We start from the raw sequence: 17,808 nt of genomic DNA on the forward strand, positions 1-17,808 counted from the left end.
CAGGAGCCGCGCCCGGATGAAGCCGGGGCGGCGCACAGGGAGGGAAAGGCCCGATTCGGGTGGCCGTGCGCAAGTCGGTCGGGCGATAAGGGAGTTACGCGTCCACGGACAGGGCGTTACGCGTCAGCGGAAGGGGAGTTATGCGTCAGCGGACCGGGAGTTACGCGTCAGCGGACGGGGAGTTACGCGTCAGCGGACGGGGAGTTACGCGTCAGCGGACGGGGAGTTACGCGTCCGCTGACGGCTGGACGGTCTGTTCCAGGAAGAACTCGACGAGGTCAGGACGGCTGATGTCCCAGCGCGCCTCGGCGAGTTTGCCGTCGGCCAGCCAGGTCAGGCGGCGCAGCCGGATCACCGCCTGCCCCTCGGGCACCCGCAGCCGAGCCGCGGTCTGCGCGTCGAGGGCGATCGGGTCGATGTAGATACGGGACTTCGCCGCCGGCACGCCGAGCCGGGCGAAGTAGTCGTGGGTGGTCAGGTGGTCGAGGTCTTCCTCCTGCAGTCGGGGGGCGAGTGCGAACGGGACGGCGGACAGTTCGACCGCGATCACGCTGTCGTCCAGGTCGTACTTCAGGCGGCGCAGCCGGTGCACCGGGGTCTCGTCGTCGACGCCCGGCATGGCCACCCCCGCCTCCCGGGCCGGGACGACGGTCGCGGACTCCACGGCGTGCCGCCCCGGGATCTCCGGGCCGCGCAGCGCCGGGTTCACGAACCTCAGCAGGTTCTCCTGGCGTGCCCCGTCGGTGACGAAGGTGCCTCGCCTGCGGTGTCGCTCCACCAGTCCGGCCTGTGCCAGTTCGGTCAGTACGCGCTGCGCGGTCGCGCGGCCGATCGCGTACTGCTCCTGGAGTTCGGCCTCCGTCGGAAGCCGGCTCCCGGGCGCGAGGGCACCCGAGCGGATCCGCTGTTCGAACTCGTGGCGGATGCGCAGGTACACCGGGACTGTCATGGCCAGAAATGTAGAGCCCGTCAATTGACCGGTCAATACCCGTATTTCCCAGTCAATTGCCCCTTCGCACGCATCTTCTCTTGACGATCCATCGACCCTCGCCCAATTCTTTGGATACGTATCCAGCCTACGGAGGAGAGTGCATGCCCAGCACAGTGACGGCCCGTCGGACGCGTGGCGCGCTGCCCCGGCACCTACGAATTCTGGCGGCCGCGACCCTGGTGGCCGGCGGCCTGGCCGGCGCCACCTCACCCGCGCAGGCCGAGCCCGGCACCGGCTCCCGCGGCGGCGAGGGCCTGCCCGTGATCTCCGGGCCGCTCCCGGACACCCCGACCTCGCACGCGTTCGGCGCCGCCGCCTACGAACAGGTGCCCGAGGACCTCGCCAAGTCCGGTTACACCGAGGGCGAGTACACCGTCAGCGGCACGGCGAACGTGTACGACTGGCCGGAACCCGGACCCGCCGTCGTGCGGACCGCGGACGCCCCGTACACCACCCGCATGCTGGTGCGGCGCCCCTCGGATCCGAAGAAGTTCAGCGGGCGAGTAGTCGTCGAGATGCTCAATCCGTCCAGCCGCTTCGACCTCAATATCGGCTGGGCCCATATGCACCGGCAGATGGTGCGCAATGGCGACGCGTGGGTCGGCATCACGGTGAAGCCCACGGCCCTGGAGGCGCTGAAGAACTTCGACCCGGAGCGCTACAGGAACCTCTCCCTCGCGAACCCGCTGCCTCTGAACGACCCCCGCAACTGCACCCGAGTACCCGCGGATTCGTCCCGCAGCACCGAGAACGGTCTCGCCTGGGACATCGACGCCCAGGTGGGACGGTTGATGCACAGCACCTCCGCGGCGAACCCGCTCTCCTACGACGGACGCGTGACGGTCCGCCGGGTCTACGGATTCGGGTACTCACAGACCGGCGGCTACCTCTACAACTGGATCAACGGCGTGCGGCCGCTCGCCGACCGGGCGAACGGCGGCCGCCCCCTCTACGACGGCTATCTCATCGCGGGCGCCGGAGGATCCTTCGTCGGCATGGTCCCGATGAACCAGTGCGCCCCCGTTCCGCCCGCCGGCGACCCCCGCTACCGGCTCAAGGACGTCGGCGTGCCGGTCATCCACGTCATGACACAGTCGGACTACCTGACCGGCATCGACTCACGCCGCCCCGACAGCGACGCACCCGAAGACCGCTACCGCCACTACGAGATGGCCGGCACCGGCCACTCCAGCCCCGACCACCTGTACTACTCGGCTCGCCCCTCCGACATCGAGAGGACCGGGCGCGAAGCCCCGCGAATGATCTGCAACGAGGGCCCACGCAGCCGCTTCCCCAGCTACGTCTTCCTCGACGCGATGCTGCGCAACCTGGAGGGGTGGACCGAGGACGGCGTCACCCCACCACACGCGGCCCCCATCACCGTGAAGAACGGCACACCCGTGCTGGACGAGCACGGCAACGTCACGGGGGGCCTGCGCTCGCCCTACCTCGACGTGCCCACCAGTACCTGGTACGGCAACTCCACCCCCGGCTCCTGTGATATCGCCGGACACGAAGTGCCCTTCTCCCGCGCGCAGTTGTCCGCCCTGTACCCGTCGCACGGCGCATACGTGAGCGCGGTCTCGGCGAACACCCGTCGCCTGGTGTCCGAGCGTACGATCACTCCCGAGGACGGCCGCGCGCTGATCCGCGAGTCGACGACGTCGGACGTCCCCTAGACCTTTCCGCTCCCGCTGAGCGTCCGGACGTCAGCTCGCGAATCCGCCCTTGGGCTCGATGATCTCCAGGTTGGTGCCGTCGGGGTCGTTGAAGTACGCGACTTTGGTGCCGAGCGCCGCTTCGGGGGTGACCTCGCCGGGATGAAGGTGTAGTCGTCGCCGAGGAAGTCGTAACCGGCCTCCTTCATGCGCCGGTACACGGCGTCGAAGTCGTCGACCTTGAAGCACAGGTGCATGGAGCCCGGGCGGTTCGCCTTGCCGTTCGTGCGCTCGCCCACCGGGTCCTGGAACTGGATCAGATCGATGCCGAGCCCGTCCATGTTGATCGTCGCGTACCGCAGCTTCGCGTTCGGCAGCCCCTGTGTGCGGCCGAAAGGCTCGCTGTTCATCGTCCCCTGCGCGACGGGATCTCGACCGGTCAGGGCTGTGTAGAACGCGATCGAGGCGTCCAGGTCGGAGACGGAGATCCCGACGTGAGCCCCCAGGGTGAGGTTCATCGGAGTCGCGGAGACTGCCATCGGACATCCCTTCTCAGGAGCCATCGGTGCTCTTCGATTCTTGCGAGAAGGCAGCACACCCGCATCTCACGGACGGACGGCCGACCGAGCGGCCCGGCGCGGCGCGGCGCACGGTCCCGCTCAGCGCGCGGGACCCTGCGCCGTCGGCCTACCGTGAACACATGTCCAGCCGTGTCACACCGCCCGCAACGGGTTCTCTGCCGTGAGCAACGCGTCGATCGGGGTCCTGCGCAGGAGCGTGGCCCCGCTGGAACTCTTCTTCGACCTGGTCTTCGTCTTCGCGATCGGCCAGCTGGCCGAACACCTGCTGGCGGAGCTGTCCTGGCGCGGTGTCGCCGAGACCGCCGTGATGCTGATCGCGGTACTCAGCACCTGGGCCCTGACGAGCTTCGACGCCACCTTCCTGGACGTGAAACAGGCGCGGACCCGGCGGCTCGTCCTGGTGGTGATGGGGCTCGGGCTTTTCATGAACGCCCAGATCCCGCACGCTTTCGCGGACCGACCGTGGGCCTTCGTGATCCCACTGGTGGCGATCCTGCTGCTGACCGACCTCGTGGCAGCCGTCTCGGCCCCGACACCGTTCCTGCGCCACCACTACCGCCGGGTGACGGCCTGGGCCGCCGTCTCAGTCCCGTTGTGGCTGATCGGGGCGGCCATGGACCACGGGCCGCGGCTCGCGTGGTGGGTGGTGGCCGCCGCCGTCGACATGACCGGCGTCTGGCTGGCACACCCGCTGCCCCGGGATGTCCTGTCCTCCCGCGAACTGGTCTTCGACGCCGACCACATGGTGGAGCGGATCCGTCTCTTCATCATCCTTCAGCTCGGCGAGACGGTGCTGACGATCGGTACAGCGATCTCCGCCGCTCCGGTACAGGCAGCCACCGTGACCACCGGCCTCGGCGTGTTCGTCGCGCTGGTCTGTCTGTGCGCCAGCTACTTCAGGGGTGGCGAGGACATCCTGGCGCGGCACGTGGCGAGCGCTGCCGACCGGCTGCTGCCGGTGCGTCACGCGGTAAGCGGTCAGTACAGCACCCTGGCCGGCCTGGTCGCTCTCGCCGTCGGCGCCGAACTCTCCATCAGCCATCCCACCGGACACGGCAGCGCGCGGGTCGGTCTGCTCCTGTTCGGCGGCGCGATCCTGTACATCGTCACTCAGGCATGGTGGTACTACACGTCCACCCGCCAGGCCTGGGGCGCACGGATCGTCGCGTGTCTCGCCTGCGCCGTCGCAGGCGTCGCGGCGGTCTGGCTGCCCCCTCTGGTCTCGGTGCTGCTGCTCGACGCCATCCTGCTGACGCTGGTCGCCGTGCTGGGCCGGGTGCACCAGGAAGTACTGCGTGCGATGGACGCCGGGGACAATCCCCGGCCCAGGCCCCTCGCGCCGTGACCTCTACAGCCCTGCCGCAGCGCGCCCCGCCCGTACGGCTGGAGCCCGGACCGGACACCGCTCCGCCAGGGCGGCCCGCCCGCCGGCCCGGGGGTCCGGGAAGGCGGGCGGGCGGGCCCGAGGGTGAATCACACCGGGGTCAGGTCGGATCCGACTCGTAGTCGGGCCGTTTGGCGAGTTTATCGGCGTCCCAGAGTTCGAGAGTGCGCTTCAGGCAGTCGCTCTCGGAGGCCACGTCCTCGGCGAGCTGCTGGCCGATCTCGTTGTTTCGCTCGTCCGCCTTGTTGTCCGCGTCCGAACCCGGCCTGCCGCGCTCGTGCGCATTGCCCATTTCCGTCGCGAAATCCTTGCCCAGCCTCTTGGTGAGCATGCACTGCCAGAAGACGTGACGGACGGAGTTCTGCTTCTCCGGGTCCGTCATGTGCTCCACCACCTTGTACACCTGGAGGTGCACCCCGATCCACGGGTAGAGCTTGTCCCAGTTCTCCTTCCTGCGGATGACATCGACTTCCTCTTCGCTGATGTTCTTTCCGATCAGCGCCACACACTTCAGGACGCCTTGGAACCCGTCCCGTCGGACTTCGTCGCCGATCTTGCTCACGATGGCGGCGACCGTGCCCATCTTCTCGGCACTGTCCTTCTTCTTGACGGCGTTGTAGGCCATCCCGACAATGCCCGCCCCGGTGACGGCAACGGTCAGAGCGGTGATGATGACCGCCTCGGGAATGAGGACCACGGCGATGGCAACGCCGAGGAATGCCGCGAGGATGTCGCCGCCGATGCTGCGGGCGGCGATCCCACCGGCCCCTTCGTCCCTCCGGCGGGCGGTCTCCAGCATGGTGTTGAAGACGTCTTTGCTCGGAACCGTGTTGCACTCGCAGCGGAACTTGGCGTCAGCTGCCACGCTCATGGTCATCGTCCAGTCGCCGGCCCGCGGATCCTTGACGATCACCAGCCGCACCGATTCGCCCGACATCTTGACGAGTTGACCGTCCTCGTCGACGTCCTTGTCGAACGCGTTCCCGTCGGGGTCCTTGAGGCTCATGACGACCCCGTCAGGGAAGTCGACCGAGTCGTCGTCCTTCGTGACCACCGCGTAGAGGAGCGGCGCGTTCTCACCGATGGTCATCGTGTTCGTGAGGTTGAGGCGCTTCACGTTGTCCCAGCCGTCCGGGACAGCGACGCTGCTGACCTGGCAGTACATGCAGTCGTTCTCGCCCTGTGACTGCGTCGTGGGCGCGGGCACCGGGCTCGGACGGTCGCTGACGTCGAAGATGCCCCAGAGGCCGCCGATGCCCTGGTCGTCGATTTCCGTCGGCTCGTCGAAGTACTGACCCGCGATGACCGCGGGGGTCTTCTTCGCGCATTCCTTCCAGTCGTCGTGGAGGGAGAGGCCCATGAGGCGCGAGCTGTAGCGCGTGTATCCGTCGGGTGCGCCGTCCTGCTTTTCGACGTGGCTCCAGAACCAGTCCAGGACATCGTCGTTGTCGAGCACGTCGAACTCTCCCCAGAGTCCGAGTGCCCCCTTGTCCACGATGCGCGTGGGGCGGTTGAAGTACTGCCGTTTGATCACTGCCGGTGCGTTCTGCGCGGCCGCCTTCCAGTCCACGCCGCCGGGGATGTCCCACAGGCGCGCGGAGAACTGCCGCATTCCGTTGTCCTGGGTGCCGTCGTCCTGGAATTGCAGGGCGCTCTTCGCCTCCCCCAGGAATCCGACCGAGTCCCACAGGTATGTGCCGGCCACCGGCGTGGGCCGTTCGTGTCCCGGTGAGGGTTCGAGTACCTGGTTTCCCGAGGCGCGGTAGAGCGCCTCGATGATGCCCTTGCCCTCTTCCCAGACGTCGTTGGTCAGTTCCCAGATGATGACGCCCTGGGCGCCGACGTCCTTGAGGAACTTCAGCTTGGAGACCGCGGTTTCCGGCGTCTCGAAATAGATGTTGTGGGCGTACGGGTAGGTCCCCGCGGGCAGCGGTTCGCTGAGTTTCGGGCGTGGGGTCTCGCCGCGCACCTTGATGTTGGCGTCCTTCGCCTCATGGGCGTTCGGGAACGCGTCCAGGATCTCCTTGTACTGGAGCACCTTGTAGCCCGGCGGAACGTCGCCTGTCTTGTCGTCCCGTTCCTTGGCCGCACTGAAGTCGTAGCCGTACACAGGCACGCCCGCAGCAATCTTCTTGCGGTCGACGGCCTGTCCCTTGCCCTGCCAGTTCATGAACAGGGGGTTCGTCCAGTACCAGAGGCAGTCCTCGACGGAGAGGATCGGGTTGTCCTCCAGGGCCTTGTCACCCGGGGCGCCGGGCTTCGCCCCCGCTCCCGCCGCCGGCCAGCCGCCCTGCTGTTCGTCCAGGTACGACTCCAGGTAGACGTCCGCCTTGCGGATCTCCGCGGTGTCCTTGCTGCGGATCGCGTGCAGCGCGGTGTGCGGGCCGACCGGCGACCGGTTCCAGGAGCCGGTCAGGTCGTAGGTCATCACGCCGAGCCAGTCGACGTGTTCGGCGAGGTCGGGATCGTAGTTGTTGCCGTACCAGGAGGTGCCGAAGACGGCTGCCGAGACGGTCTTCTTCGGCATGGCCTGGCGCAGCTTCTTCGCGAACAGCGTCAGGCCCCTGCCCGCGGGATGCGGCCCGTCGCTCTTCATCCGGCCGCCCTGGTCCTGCTGTCCGGGCCGGCCCCACCAGCACTCGAGGTCGAGGTCGACACCGTCCAGGCCGTTGTGCGTGACGAAGTCCACGACAGTGCGGACCGCCTTGTCGAGCTTCGGGGACGCCGGGTCGTTGCCGACCTCCGTCATCAGGTCGAGAAAGGCGTAGTCGTTGGCACCGCCAAGGGCGACCATGACCTTGGTCCCGTACAGGTTCGCGGCCATCAGCACGTCCGACAGGACCGTGCCGACCTCCCGGAGCGAATCCTCGTCGAAGGCCCCGGAGTTCTTCTCGCTGAACGTCAGGAACGCGACGATGCCGTGCGTGAGGTACCGGTACATCTCACCCTTGGCGTAGTCGAACTCCTCCTTCTTCCGCCAGGAGGGGATGTAGGCGATGACGTTCGCCTTCTCGGTCTGCTTGTGCGGGGTCGTGTCGTAGAGCTCGTCGAAGAAGCGCCAGCCGTTCTTGTTCGGGTCCCCCACCCCCGGCTCGTCGGCCCAGAAAGCGGCGCGGAAAATGTTGCCCTTGTACTTGGTGACGGAACCCGTCTGGTAGCCGCTGGGGTTCTTCACCCACGTTTCGACTTTCGGGTAGTCAGAAGAAAGGCCCACCGAAACTCACTCCCCCTGGCTCCGCGACGGCCGTTGCCGGCCGCCCGCACGAGCTGATCAATCGGTCAAGCCTCACCCAACCAAGAGGTCCCCCTGACTCGGAAGCTCTGGAATAAGCCCTTCCGGATGGATCTACGCGCGGAGAGATACAAATACGGGTCGGTGCAGGTCAGTTGCGGCGACTCTGCTGCCGGCAGGACCGCGCCGGCTCATGCGGGACCACGGTGCCACCTGCCGTTCACGGAATTCCGTGTGTCTTGATCCGCAGCCCTGTCGCGCGGGACGCGCTTCCCTCGGACGTGGCCCGGTTCGCCCTCGTACAGAAGGGGAGGGTCCAGGCGGCGCTGAAGGAACTGGCGGACGAGGTACGTCAGTTGAAGCCTTCGGAGGGCGACGTCGCCGCGCCGCGCCGCCTCCTGCCCATGTGGGACAGCACGCTCCTCGCGTACGCGGATCGAGGCCGCGTCATCCCGCCCGCGTACCGCAAGCACGTGACCCGGGTGAACGGGGACGTGCTGCCGACCGTGCTCGTCGATGGGTACGTGGCGGGAGTCTGGCGCGTCGCGAACGACGGCGCGGGCATCGAGATCGGCGCGTTCCACGAGCTGCCCGGGCCCGCGGGGGAAGCCCTGGAGGCTGAGGCGCGGGGCCTGCACGCGCTGCTCGCGGCCGGCGACCTCACGGCGTACCGCCGCTACGACCACTGGTGGGCCAAGGGCCTGCCGGTGACGCGGACCCGGGTACTGGCGTCGGGCTGAACCAGGCCACCGCGCCCCCTGCCCTCCCTACTGCTTGCCGGTGCCGACCGGGTCGACGGTGACGCCCTGGCCGGACTGGGAGCCGTCGGTCACGGGGAGGTTGAGGCTGATCGATACGGTCTTGGAGTGGGTCTCGTTCGGCGGCGTGACCACCATCTGCGTGATCCGCACGCCGGAACCGCCGCTGTCGTTGCGCGGAGTGTGCAGCGTGAAGCGGGTCGTGGCGCCGTTCTGGAGGACGACCTCCGGCGCGGCGAGGTTGCTGCGCGCGGCGCTGATGCCGCCCTGACCGTTGTCGGCCTTGAGGTCAACGCCGGGGAAGCCCTTGAGGGAGCAGGCGTCGCTGGTGTTCTTGAGGCTGACCAGGACGTCGCCCTCGCCCATGCCGTGGGTGGCGGTGATGGTGAGGTTGGCGGTCCTGCAGGGCCCGGTGTTGATCTGGCCGTGCCCGGTGCCGTCGGTGTTCCCACCGGCGCTCCCGCCGCTGCTGCCACCGGAGTTGCCGCTGGAGCTCGCTCCATTGCTCCCTCCGCTGGACGAGGAACCGCCGCCCGTGGTCGCATCCGAGGAGGAGGAGGGGGCGGCGGAAGCGGCGGGGGACCCGGAGTCGCTCGAACCGGCGGAGGCATCGTTGTCACCGCTGCCGGACTGGCAGGCGGTGAGCGAGAGACCCGCGGCGAGGGCGACGGCGGCTAGGGCCAGCTTCTGCTTCGTGGCGCGCATCGGATCTTCCTTGCTGTGGGAGGTGGCTGAACATCTGTCTGATCATTAAGACAGCCCGACAGGGGCGTTCCGTTCCTCCGAGGTGTGTCCCTGACAAGGCTGTTACATGCGAGGCCCGGACGGCGGCCTCCTGGGACAGTTCCGTGACGCGGCCCGGCACTCAGACCGCCGTACGCAACCGCGGGAGCGCCGCGCGGATCTCGGCGACGCCTGCGCCGGGCGGGCGAAGACGTCGACAGCGGTGAAACGCAGCAGCGACCTGACCACGGGGCCCGCCTGGATGCGGTTGAAACGGTCGATGTCGCGCCGGTGCCGCTCCCGGCTCCCGGCTCCCGGCTCCCGGGGCAGACCTGTACGAGCTGCTGCGTGATCTCGACGGGCTTCTGAGTTATGTGGACCCGGTCCTTGAGGATGAATTCGGAGTCCTGCTTCGGGCCCCCTTTGCGGGGCCGGCTGGTGGGCTTGATCCACGGGATGGTGCCGCTCCAGGTCCACCCTCGGTGGAAGCCCGGTGCTGGCGTTCTACGACTTCCTGGCGGAGCACTGGGTCCATCTGCGGACCATCAACCCAATCGAGTCGACGTTGTCCACGGTCAGGCTGAGGACGAAGGTCACCCGCGGGGCCGGCAGCCCGGCCGCTGCACCAGCCATGGTGTTCAAGCTCGTCGAGTCCGCCCAGGCCCGCCGGCGCGCAGTCACCGGAGCCCAGCTCGTGCCACTCGTACGCGCGGGCGCACGCTTCGAAAAGGGCCGACTGGTCGAACACACCGAGCCGCAAGCGGAGTGAGTAAACTGCACCAGCATGATCGGAATGGATGCTCGTTTCGTTGGTATCGCCGAGCTGGTCGAGGCCCCGTCCGTGGCGGTCGTGGTCGACGTCATGCGTGCTTTCACCGTGGCCGCCTGGGCCTTTGCCCAGGGGGCGGAAAAGATCGTTCTTTCCGAGTCGCTGGACGACGCCCTGGCATTGAAGACCCGCCACCCGGATTGGGTGGCACTCAAAGACGGTCCGCCCGCGGCGGGGTTCGACATGGTCAACTCTCCGTGCTTGCTGCGGGCTGCTGACCTTCGTGGACGGACCGTTGTGCAGAAGACCACCGCTGGGACGGTCGGCGCCCTTGCCGTCAAGGATGCACCGCTCGTGCTGTGCGCCGGCTTCGTCGTGGCGGAGGCGACCGCTCGGCTCTTGCGGACTCGCAAGAGCGACAGTGTCACGTTCGTGGTCACCGGCGAAGACGGACAGGCCGATGAAGATTTGGCGTGCGCTGAATACATCGCCTGCAGGTCGACCGACGCCGAGGCGGATGCTTCAGTGTTCCTCAGCCGAGCTGCCAAGTCGCGCGCCGCTGCCGAGCTTGCGGAGGGGGTGCGTCAGGGAGTTCATCCTGACGACGTTGCACTCTGTCTTGAGCTCGACCGGTTTCCCTTCGCCATGGTGGCAGCCTTGGAAGACTCGCTCATGGTCCTGCGTCCGTGCGCCGTACCAGCACAGGCCGACGCCCCCGGCGGACCGTCGACGCTAAGGTCAAATCCATGATCGTATGGCTCAACGGCACCCACGGCGCAGGCAAGACGACGACCAGTGCGTTCGTGCAGCAGCTGATCCCGTACTCACGGGTGTTCGACGCCGAGAAAGTCGGCGAGACACTCATGGACATCACGCCAGGGCTGCCCGCGACGGACAACTTCCAGCACTGGCCGCCATGGCGGCCGCTCGTAGTCGAGACCGCCCGACGCGTCCTCGACTACACCGGCGGCACCCTGGTGATGCCCATGACGGTCCTGGTCGAGCAGTACTGGCGCGAAATCAGCTCGGGCCTTGCCCAACACGATATTCCGATCCGGCACTTCGTCCTCCATGCCGACCAGGAAACCCTCCGCGCGCGCATCGCGGGCGACACCGTTCTCGGCCCCAACTCCCCGTTCCGTCTCCAATACCTTGAGCCCTACGCCGAGGCGGCCCGCACGTGGCTGCACGCCGAGGCCGAGGTCGTCGACACCACGCACCTCACACCCGCCCAGGCCGCCCTACAGATCGCAGAGGCCGTCAAGTGAGTTGACTCTCGTGGAAGGACGTACTGCGGGCCACCTCCGCAGCACGCCGGATACTCGATCGATCGCTTGTCAGTGAGGGCACGCAGAATGCGTTCATGAGTCACGACTACAGGCCCGGTGACGTGCTGTTGCTGGAGTGCCCCTTTGCTGAGACCGCCGTCACTGGGGCCATCCGTTACTACGTGTCTGTGCGGTGGCCATGGTTGGAGGTGGACCCGCAGGCCGAGAACATCAGATGGAACGGCCAGAGGGCACTTCCGACGTCCGCGGCCCACGAGTGGGAGATCTTCCGAACGGAACCGCCAGAGGCCTCGCTGAAGCCAGGTGATACCTGCCTGGCGGGAATCTCCGCGACCGTCGTGCGCATCCAGGCGGTCCATCGCTTCGATCCGCCCCTGGTCACCGGCATGCTGCCGCGGCCCGCGTCCTACGTCGAGGTCCTGCGGCAGGGCGAGACCCATGATCCTTACCTTGAGGACCAGGGCTGCACCATCGATCCGGCCGGCGGTGAACCGACGCACGGTGGAGTGACGCGCTGTACGTCGCCCCTCTCTGTCCATCCGGCGCGGTCCAAGGCTCCAAGCGGTGCACTTGTACCCAACCGCGGTCAACAAGACCGAGCACGACACACGGGAGATCGAAGGGTCGGCCGTCCTCGTCCGTGCCGTTCGTCGCGTAGGCGAGGATGCCCCATGCCTCAGTTGCACTGATCATCAGGTCATGCTCGACCCGGGTGAGTGCCGTCCATGGAGAATCGATCACGTGGGGAGGATGCCATGCGCACGGGAGAGGTCCAGTTGTGGCCTGCTGCGCATGCGTGTTCGGGAACACCGCTTGAGAAGTCATCTCAATTGGTGAGTCTGCGGTAGCAGATGAGGGTGGCAGGCGATGCTCGTGAAGGCGAGGAAGTGCTCGGCTTTGCGTTCGTAGCGTCGGTGGAGTCGGCGGCAGCCGGCGAGCCAGGCCATGGTGCGTTCAACGGTCCAGCGGTGGCGGCCCAGTCGCTGTGAGGACTCGACTCCTTTCCTCGCGATGCGGTGCTGAATGCCACGCTGGCGTAACCATCGGCGCAGATGGGAGTAGTCGTAGCCCTTGTCAGCGTGGAGCTTGTCCGGCTTGCGTCGCCGGCGTCCGCGGCGAGATCGGATCGGCGGTATCCCCTGCACGAGGGGGATCAGGGCCTGACTGTCGTGCAGGTTCGCCCCCGAGATTGCGACGGAGAGTGGCAGACCGGTCCGCTCGGTGATCAAGTGGATCTTCGACCCGAACTTGCCCCGGTCGACAGGATTCGGACCTGTCAGGTCCCCCTTTTCAGGGCCCGCATGTTCACCGAGTCGATCGCGCACCGGGACCAGTCCAACTCGCCGCGGGCTCCGAGCTCGTCGAGGACCAGGCGGTGGAGCTTGGCCCACACTCTGGCCTTCGACCACTCGGAGAAGCGCCGATGAGCCGTTGCCCCCCGACGGCCCGAACGAAGCAGCGGGCAACTGCTGCCACGTGCAGCCTGACGTAGCCACGAACACGATCGCGGCCAGCACCTCACGATCACCATGCCGGCGCCGCCCACCACCCTGAGGCCGCGACGGCGCCTCCGGCACCACCCGCTGGAACAACTCCCACAACTCGTCCGGCACCAGACGCTCAACGATCCCCACCATGACCGCCAGCCTACCTACCCCGCCAAATGAGATGGCCTCTAACTTGCGACGCGTCTGGGTTTGGTGCCTTATTTGTGTGAGCGGGGCGTCTGTATGCGTCGCCGGTCGCGAGGACGCGGCCCACGTCGTGCCGGGCGCTGGATGGCGGTTCCTGGGACCAAGTGGCCTTCCGGCCGCTCCCCGTTTGCCTCTAGGCCGTGTATCGAAAGTGGATCTTGAGCGATACATGATCACGGTTCATGGGGCGGGGAGATCTCACGGACGAGCAGTGGGCGGTGCTGGAGCCGGTGTTGCCGAAGGGGGCGAAGGCGGGTCGACCGCCCGTCTGGGCGCTCGATCGCCCGGCGAACCGGCTGCTGGCAGGACCAGCCATTGCGCCGCAGGAGCTTTCAGACACCCTGGACCGTGTACGAGATATGGAACCGGCGGCCGATCACCGTCTTGATCCGCGCCAGCGTCCACCGCTGGTCCTCCCAGCCGTGCGCCAACGGCCCCTTCTCCAACTCCCGCTCTAGCTGGTCGAACTGCCGCTCGCCGAGCCTCGGCGGCGACTGAGGCCCCCTTGACTCCAACGCCGCCGTGCCACCTTCCTGCCAGGCCCGGCGCCACCGCTCGACCGACCGCACCGTGACCCTCAGGTCGCGGGCGATCATTCCGCTGCTGTCACCACGCTCGAACCGCTCGGCGGCATCAAGCCGCACCCGCTTCCGGCGCTGCTGTTCCTGGGCAGTGAACCCGCCCCCCTGCGCGTATCGCACGGATGGGGCATACCCACGGATCGACAGCTCTCAGCACCTACGACAAGGCGAGTTCAAACGGAGTAACGAACCCATGGCTGCAGCGCGTGCGTACAGCCGCGGCGCGTAGGGGCTGAGTTGAACCGTCAGGTACCACCGTTTGTGGTCGCCGGGGGCCTGTCGGCTCCAGGTTCCTTCGATAGAGGTGACGACGATGCCGAGCGTTGGCGCCAGCATCTGCTAGGAGATCTACAGCCGATTCTCCGCCGCATCGCGCCAGTTCGCGGCGGACTTCCGCGTTTCGAGGGTGTTGGGGTCGTCGGCGCCCAGTACGCGGGTCTGGTCTTCGGCGAGTTCGGTGAGGGCAGTGGCGGCGCCGGCCGGGCGCGAGGCGGTGCAGACCACCCCCGCCGACCACCCCAGGCCCGCTATGTGCTGGCCGCGCTCACGGACAGTGTTGGAAAAGGGACTGGGTGGTGGAATTCGACATTGCCAAGATCTTCCAGCTTTCCTTGGTGGGGAAGTGCCGCCACAGCGTGCGGGCGGAGATGCCGACGGCCTTGGGCGGGCTATCTGCTCGCCGGTCGCGGCCGTGACGCCCTGCGAGGTGAACATGCGGACCGCCTCATGGGCGATTTCGAAGCGGAGAGCCGCCTTGCGCCGCTGAGCGAGGAGTGGTCTGGCATCCGCCTCCACCGTCCTCCGCCCGCGGTCCGGGAATGGCGTCTCACGCACGCTCGCTCCACCACCTTCTGTCGCTCGCTCCACCACCTTCTGTCGGTTGCGCAGCCTAAGGGTTGTCCCGTAAATGATCTTTGAGTCGCCTCGGGCATGGCGGGCCGCCATGCCTATCCGGCGAGGGCGAGGTTGTGCATCCGGGCGATGCCGAGCATGGCGTGGTGGACGCCGTCGCCTTTGAGACGGCAGTCGCGGAGGATCTTCCAGGTCTTCATGCGGGCGAAGACGTGCTCGACACGGGCGCGGACCTGCTTGTGGGACTTGTTGTGTTCTTCGTTCCAGTCCGGGAGTTCGGTCTGGCCGCGTTCGCGGCGGTGCGGGATGACGAGTCCGGTTCCCGGGTAGCCGCCGTCGGCGATCGTGGTGGTCTTGCCGACGGCGGCTTTGGCGCCGGATTCCTCCCACGCCTTGCAGTCGTTGCGGTTCCCGGCGAGCGGCTGGCCGACCACGACGACCAGGCGGGTGTCGGCGTCGATGACGACCTGGTGGTTGGTGGAGTACCGGTAGTTCTTCGACCGCTCGGCGATGGTGTGGTCGCGGGTGGGGACCAACGTGCCGTCCGCAATGAGCACGGCGCCCTTGGCGAACCGCTTGCGGGGCTGGAGGGCGAGCATCGGTCCGAGGTGGTCGATGATGCGGTCCGCCGCCGACTTCGACACCCTGAACAGCGGCGCGAGCTGGCGCATGGTCAAGTTCGTTCGCCAGTAGGCCGCGACCAGCAGTGCCCGGTCCTCCAGCGAAAGGCTCCACGGCCGGCCCTTGCGGACCGCGTCCGCACCCTCACGACGCAGCACCGTCACCAGCTTGCCGAACTGCCGCGGGCTCAGCCCGGTGAACGGGGCTATCCAGGACGGCTCCGACGCCGTGATCACACTAGCCACGGCGAGATCGTCTCACCCTGATCACGCTCCGGGGCCCGCCAGCCTCTGGCGGGACACATCTCAGTCGCCTGCACGAATTCGGCATGAGAGCCTCACGCCCGTGGCTACTGAAACCGAGGTAGGAGAGCTGTTGCACCAGCGCGGCTGGCGGACGGCATTCACGGTCGCTGAGAGAGTGAACGCGTGGGCCGCGCTGGTGAGCGCCATCGAGCGCGGTTACGGCGACGACATCTACGAGTACACCAACGACCTCTACTGCCGAAACTGGCTGCACGAGGCGTGGCTCCTGCTGGACGAACACATCGTCCAGCTCTGGACCCCGCAGATCAAAGTTCTGGACGATCGGTACAAGGCCGTGACCATCGACGACGACGGCCAAGCACTCGACCAGTTCCATAGGCTGCCCGGTCCCGACCTGTGGTGGTGGCGGCGACACCCCCGCATCCTCACCGGAGACCTCGGACGTTCGCTTCACTCGGCCGGTGCCGTCGGCGCTGACCCGGACACCGCATGACCCTCAGCCTCGCGGGATTACGGGACAACTCTTAGCGAAGACGTCTGGAACTGACGCATGCAGACGTCTTGTCAGTGAATGAAACGTCAACTTACTCTGCCGTAAGTAACCAGCGGGTAACCACAGTTCTCCCCCGCATTTGGCATGAACGCATCAAGTATGTAGCTCCACACCACGTCTCACGTTCGTAGGTCCTCTTACCTCGTCCCCCGACCGGCAGGGTCCGGGACGGTCGGCCGCCGATCGGACGGCGGCATCTCCCCCTCCCTTGAAGGAGTTACGCATGCCCACGCCCAGCAGGCGCGCCCTGCTCGCCGGCGCCGCCGGACTCGCAGCCGCCGGCGCCCTGTCGCCGACGGCCGCATCACCCGCCTCCGCCGCGCCGACCCGTGTCCGGCTGACCGAAGAAGACCACCGAGTCGTCGTGATCGGATCCGGCTTCGGGGGTGGCGTGGCAGCCCTCCGGCTGGCACAGGCCGGTGTGCAGGTGACCGTCCTGGAACGCGGCCGCCGCTGGCCGACGGGACCGAACGCCGAGACGTTCCCGCATGTCTCGAGGCTCGACAAACGGATGCTCTGGTACGGCACCCTCCCGGCGGCCGTCAGGCCGCTCGCGCGGCTGATCGGCACCCCGCTCGACTTCACTCCCTACACAGGGCTCCTGGAACCCGTGCTCGGCGACAACATCCTGAGCGTCTGCGCGGCCGGGGTCGGCGGTGGATCGCTCGTCTATCAGGGCATGACCCTCCAGCCCTCGGAGCCGGTGTTCAACACCTGGCTGCCCGAACAGCTCGACTACCGGCGCATGGACCGGATCCACTATCCGCGGGTCGCCGCCGTGCTCCGGGTGGCGACGGCGCCCGAGGAACTGATCAGCACCTCCACCTACTACGCGGCCCGGGTGTTCGCCGAGCGGGTGCGCAAGGCCGGATACGACGTCTCGAAGATCCCGATGCCGATCGACTGGGACTACGCCCTGGCCGAACTGCGCGGCGAGATGAAGCCCTCGTACACGAACGGCGACTGTGCACTCGGCGTCAACAACGGCGGCAAGCACTCCGTCGACGTGACCTACCTCCGTCAGGCCGAGGCCACCGGCAAGGTCACCGTGGCGACCCACCACAACGTCACGTCCGTGGCGCAGGCCTCCGACGGCCGCTGGGAGGTGCATGTCGATTGCACCGACGACTCGGGACGTGTGCTGGAGCAGAAGGTCCTCTCCACCCGTGCCCTGATCATGGCGGCAGGAAGTATCAACACCAGCAAGCTCCTCGTCCGCGCTGGAGCCACTGGCGCCATCCCCGATCTGCCCGACGGGCTCGGTGAGGGCTGGGGCACCAACGGCGACCGGATCTACGCGTGGTCGAACCTTCAGGAGGACTTCGGGAGCGAACAGGGCGGCCCGGTGGTCTTCGGCAGCAAGGCATGGGAGGACCCGGCCACCGCGAACACCGTCATCCAGGCGTCACTCCCGCCGCTGGGCCTCGACACCAGGACGACGATGCTCGTCGGCTTCGGTGTCAGCCCCGACCGCGGCCGGTTCCTGTACAACCCCGCCACCGACACCGTGTCGCTGCACTGGCCCCGAAACGGCGACACCGGCAGTCACCGCACGATCCAGCAGCGGGTTGCGGACATCTCCAAGGGGATCGGTGTGCTCACCGACACGAACTCCCTCGTCAACAGCACCTGGCACCCCCTGGGCGGTGCGCCGATGGGCACGGTGTGCGACCTGGAGGGCCGCGTGCAGGGCCAACGCGGCCTCTACGTGCTCGACGGTGCGCTGATCCCGGGCACGACGGGAGCGTGCAACCCGTCCATGACCATCGCCGCGGTCGCGGAACGGGCGATGGACGCCATCACCACGCACGACATCGACACATTCATCTGAACTCTCGACGACGAGCGAGGAGCAC

At 67.5% G+C, this 17,808-nt stretch carries 13 protein-coding genes and 6 pseudogenes; 9 read left to right on the top strand and 10 right to left on the bottom strand.

Features of this window, described 5'->3' with window-relative positions:
* Positions 1-226 precede the first annotated feature (226 nt).
* Positions 227-949: a GntR family transcriptional regulator gene (locus EOT10_RS16655; RefSeq protein WP_127829007.1), complete on the bottom strand. Its 723-nt coding sequence runs from the start codon at positions 947-949 to the stop codon at positions 227-229.
* Between the two features lie 143 nt (positions 950-1,092).
* Here EOT10_RS16655 and EOT10_RS16660 point away from each other — a divergent pair, with 143 nt between their 5' ends.
* The gene (locus EOT10_RS16660) at positions 1,093-2,670 is read left to right on the top strand and encodes an alpha/beta hydrolase domain-containing protein (protein ID WP_127829008.1); all 1,578 of its coding nucleotides are present in this window, start codon (positions 1,093-1,095) and stop codon (positions 2,668-2,670) included.
* Here EOT10_RS16660 and EOT10_RS16665 read toward each other — a convergent pair.
* A complete protein-coding gene (locus tag EOT10_RS16665; RefSeq protein WP_189491665.1) occupies positions 2,667-3,188 on the bottom strand; it encodes a VOC family protein in 522 nt (173 codons plus the stop codon). The two genes, EOT10_RS16660 and EOT10_RS16665, sit on opposite strands and share 4 nt — an antisense overlap.
* 202 nt (positions 3,189-3,390) lie before the next feature.
* On the opposite strand from EOT10_RS16665, the gene EOT10_RS16670 reads away from it, so the two are divergent.
* Entirely contained in the window at positions 3,391-4,575 is a 1,185-nt protein-coding gene (locus EOT10_RS16670; RefSeq protein ID WP_223281008.1) for a low temperature requirement protein A, read from the top strand.
* 139 nt (positions 4,576-4,714) lie between these two features.
* On the opposite strand, the gene EOT10_RS16675 is transcribed toward EOT10_RS16670, so the two are convergent.
* Complete coding sequence (locus EOT10_RS16675) at positions 4,715-7,789, bottom strand: glycoside hydrolase family 18 protein (protein WP_189491667.1); 3,075 nt, start codon at positions 7,787-7,789, stop codon at positions 4,715-4,717.
* 296 nt (positions 7,790-8,085) lie between these two features.
* Between EOT10_RS16675 and EOT10_RS16680 the strand changes: the two genes are divergently transcribed.
* Positions 8,086-8,586, top strand: a complete 501-nt coding sequence (locus tag EOT10_RS16680; protein WP_223281009.1) for a DNA glycosylase AlkZ-like family protein — start codon at positions 8,086-8,088, stop codon at positions 8,584-8,586.
* 27 nt (positions 8,587-8,613) lie between these two features.
* Here EOT10_RS16680 and EOT10_RS16685 read toward each other — a convergent pair whose 3' ends face one another.
* Both EOT10_RS16685 and EOT10_RS41955 read right to left on the bottom strand, forming a co-directional pair.
* Positions 8,614-9,309: a DUF4232 domain-containing protein gene (locus EOT10_RS16685; protein WP_127829012.1), complete on the bottom strand. Its 696-nt coding sequence runs from the start codon at positions 9,307-9,309 to the stop codon at positions 8,614-8,616.
* Between the two features lie 308 nt (positions 9,310-9,617).
* A pseudogene (locus EOT10_RS41955) lies at positions 9,618-9,806 on the bottom strand (site-specific DNA-methyltransferase); the annotation flags it as partial.
* A 14-nt stretch (positions 9,807-9,820) separates the two neighbouring features.
* Between EOT10_RS41955 and EOT10_RS16695 the strand changes: the two are divergent.
* From EOT10_RS16695 to EOT10_RS16705, 3 genes and pseudogenes are all read left to right on the top strand, one after another.
* Positions 9,821-10,096, top strand: a pseudogene (locus tag EOT10_RS16695) (IS256 family transposase); the annotation flags it as partial.
* A 24-nt stretch (positions 10,097-10,120) separates the two neighbouring features.
* On the top strand, positions 10,121-10,846 hold the full coding sequence (locus tag EOT10_RS16700; RefSeq protein ID WP_317617349.1) for a 2-phosphosulfolactate phosphatase: 726 nt from the start codon (positions 10,121-10,123) through the stop codon (positions 10,844-10,846).
* The gene (locus EOT10_RS16705; protein ID WP_127829014.1) at positions 10,843-11,364 is read left to right on the top strand and encodes an AAA family ATPase; all 522 of its coding nucleotides are present in this window, start codon (positions 10,843-10,845) and stop codon (positions 11,362-11,364) included. Before EOT10_RS16700 ends, EOT10_RS16705 begins: the two co-directional genes overlap by 4 nt.
* An 847-nt stretch (positions 11,365-12,211) precedes the next feature.
* Here EOT10_RS16705 and EOT10_RS16710 read toward each other — a convergent pair.
* A pseudogene (locus EOT10_RS16710) lies at positions 12,212-13,022 on the bottom strand (IS5 family transposase).
* 239 nt (positions 13,023-13,261) lie between these two features.
* On the opposite strand from EOT10_RS16710, the pseudogene EOT10_RS43120 reads away from it, so the two are divergent.
* A pseudogene (locus EOT10_RS43120) lies at positions 13,262-13,363 on the top strand (transposase); the annotation flags it as partial.
* Here the strand turns inward: EOT10_RS43120 and EOT10_RS16720 are convergent.
* The 4 genes and pseudogenes from EOT10_RS16720 to EOT10_RS16730 form a co-directional block, all read right to left on the bottom strand.
* Positions 13,346-13,780: pseudogene (locus EOT10_RS16720) on the bottom strand (winged helix-turn-helix domain-containing protein); the annotation flags it as partial. The pseudogenes EOT10_RS43120 and EOT10_RS16720 overlap by 18 nt on opposite strands.
* A gap of 228 nt (positions 13,781-14,008) precedes the next feature.
* Positions 14,009-14,164 (bottom strand): hypothetical protein, encoded by a 156-nt coding sequence (locus EOT10_RS41315; RefSeq protein WP_189491670.1) that lies wholly within the window; start codon positions 14,162-14,164, stop codon positions 14,009-14,011.
* 100 nt (positions 14,165-14,264) lie between these two features.
* Positions 14,265-14,455 (bottom strand): annotated as a pseudogene (locus EOT10_RS41960) (TetR family transcriptional regulator); the annotation flags it as partial.
* A 152-nt stretch (positions 14,456-14,607) separates the two neighbouring features.
* Positions 14,608-15,378, bottom strand: a complete 771-nt coding sequence (locus EOT10_RS16730) for a transposase (RefSeq protein ID WP_127829016.1) — start codon at positions 15,376-15,378, stop codon at positions 14,608-14,610.
* Between the two features lie 100 nt (positions 15,379-15,478).
* Here EOT10_RS16730 and EOT10_RS16735 point away from each other — a divergent pair, with 100 nt between their 5' ends.
* Positions 15,479-15,892 (top strand): hypothetical protein, encoded by a 414-nt coding sequence (locus tag EOT10_RS16735; protein ID WP_127829017.1) that lies wholly within the window; start codon positions 15,479-15,481, stop codon positions 15,890-15,892.
* Between the two features lie 283 nt (positions 15,893-16,175).
* Positions 16,176-17,783 carry a GMC oxidoreductase gene (locus EOT10_RS16740; protein ID WP_127829018.1) on the top strand — a complete coding sequence of 536 codons (1,608 nt, stop codon included), beginning with the start codon at positions 16,176-16,178 and terminating at the stop codon, positions 17,781-17,783.
* The last annotated feature ends 25 nt before the right edge of the window (positions 17,784-17,808 follow it).

The organism is Streptomyces antnestii (assembly GCF_004005495.1).
GTDB classification, from domain to species: Bacteria; Actinomycetota; Actinomycetes; order Streptomycetales; family Streptomycetaceae; genus Streptomyces; species Streptomyces antnestii.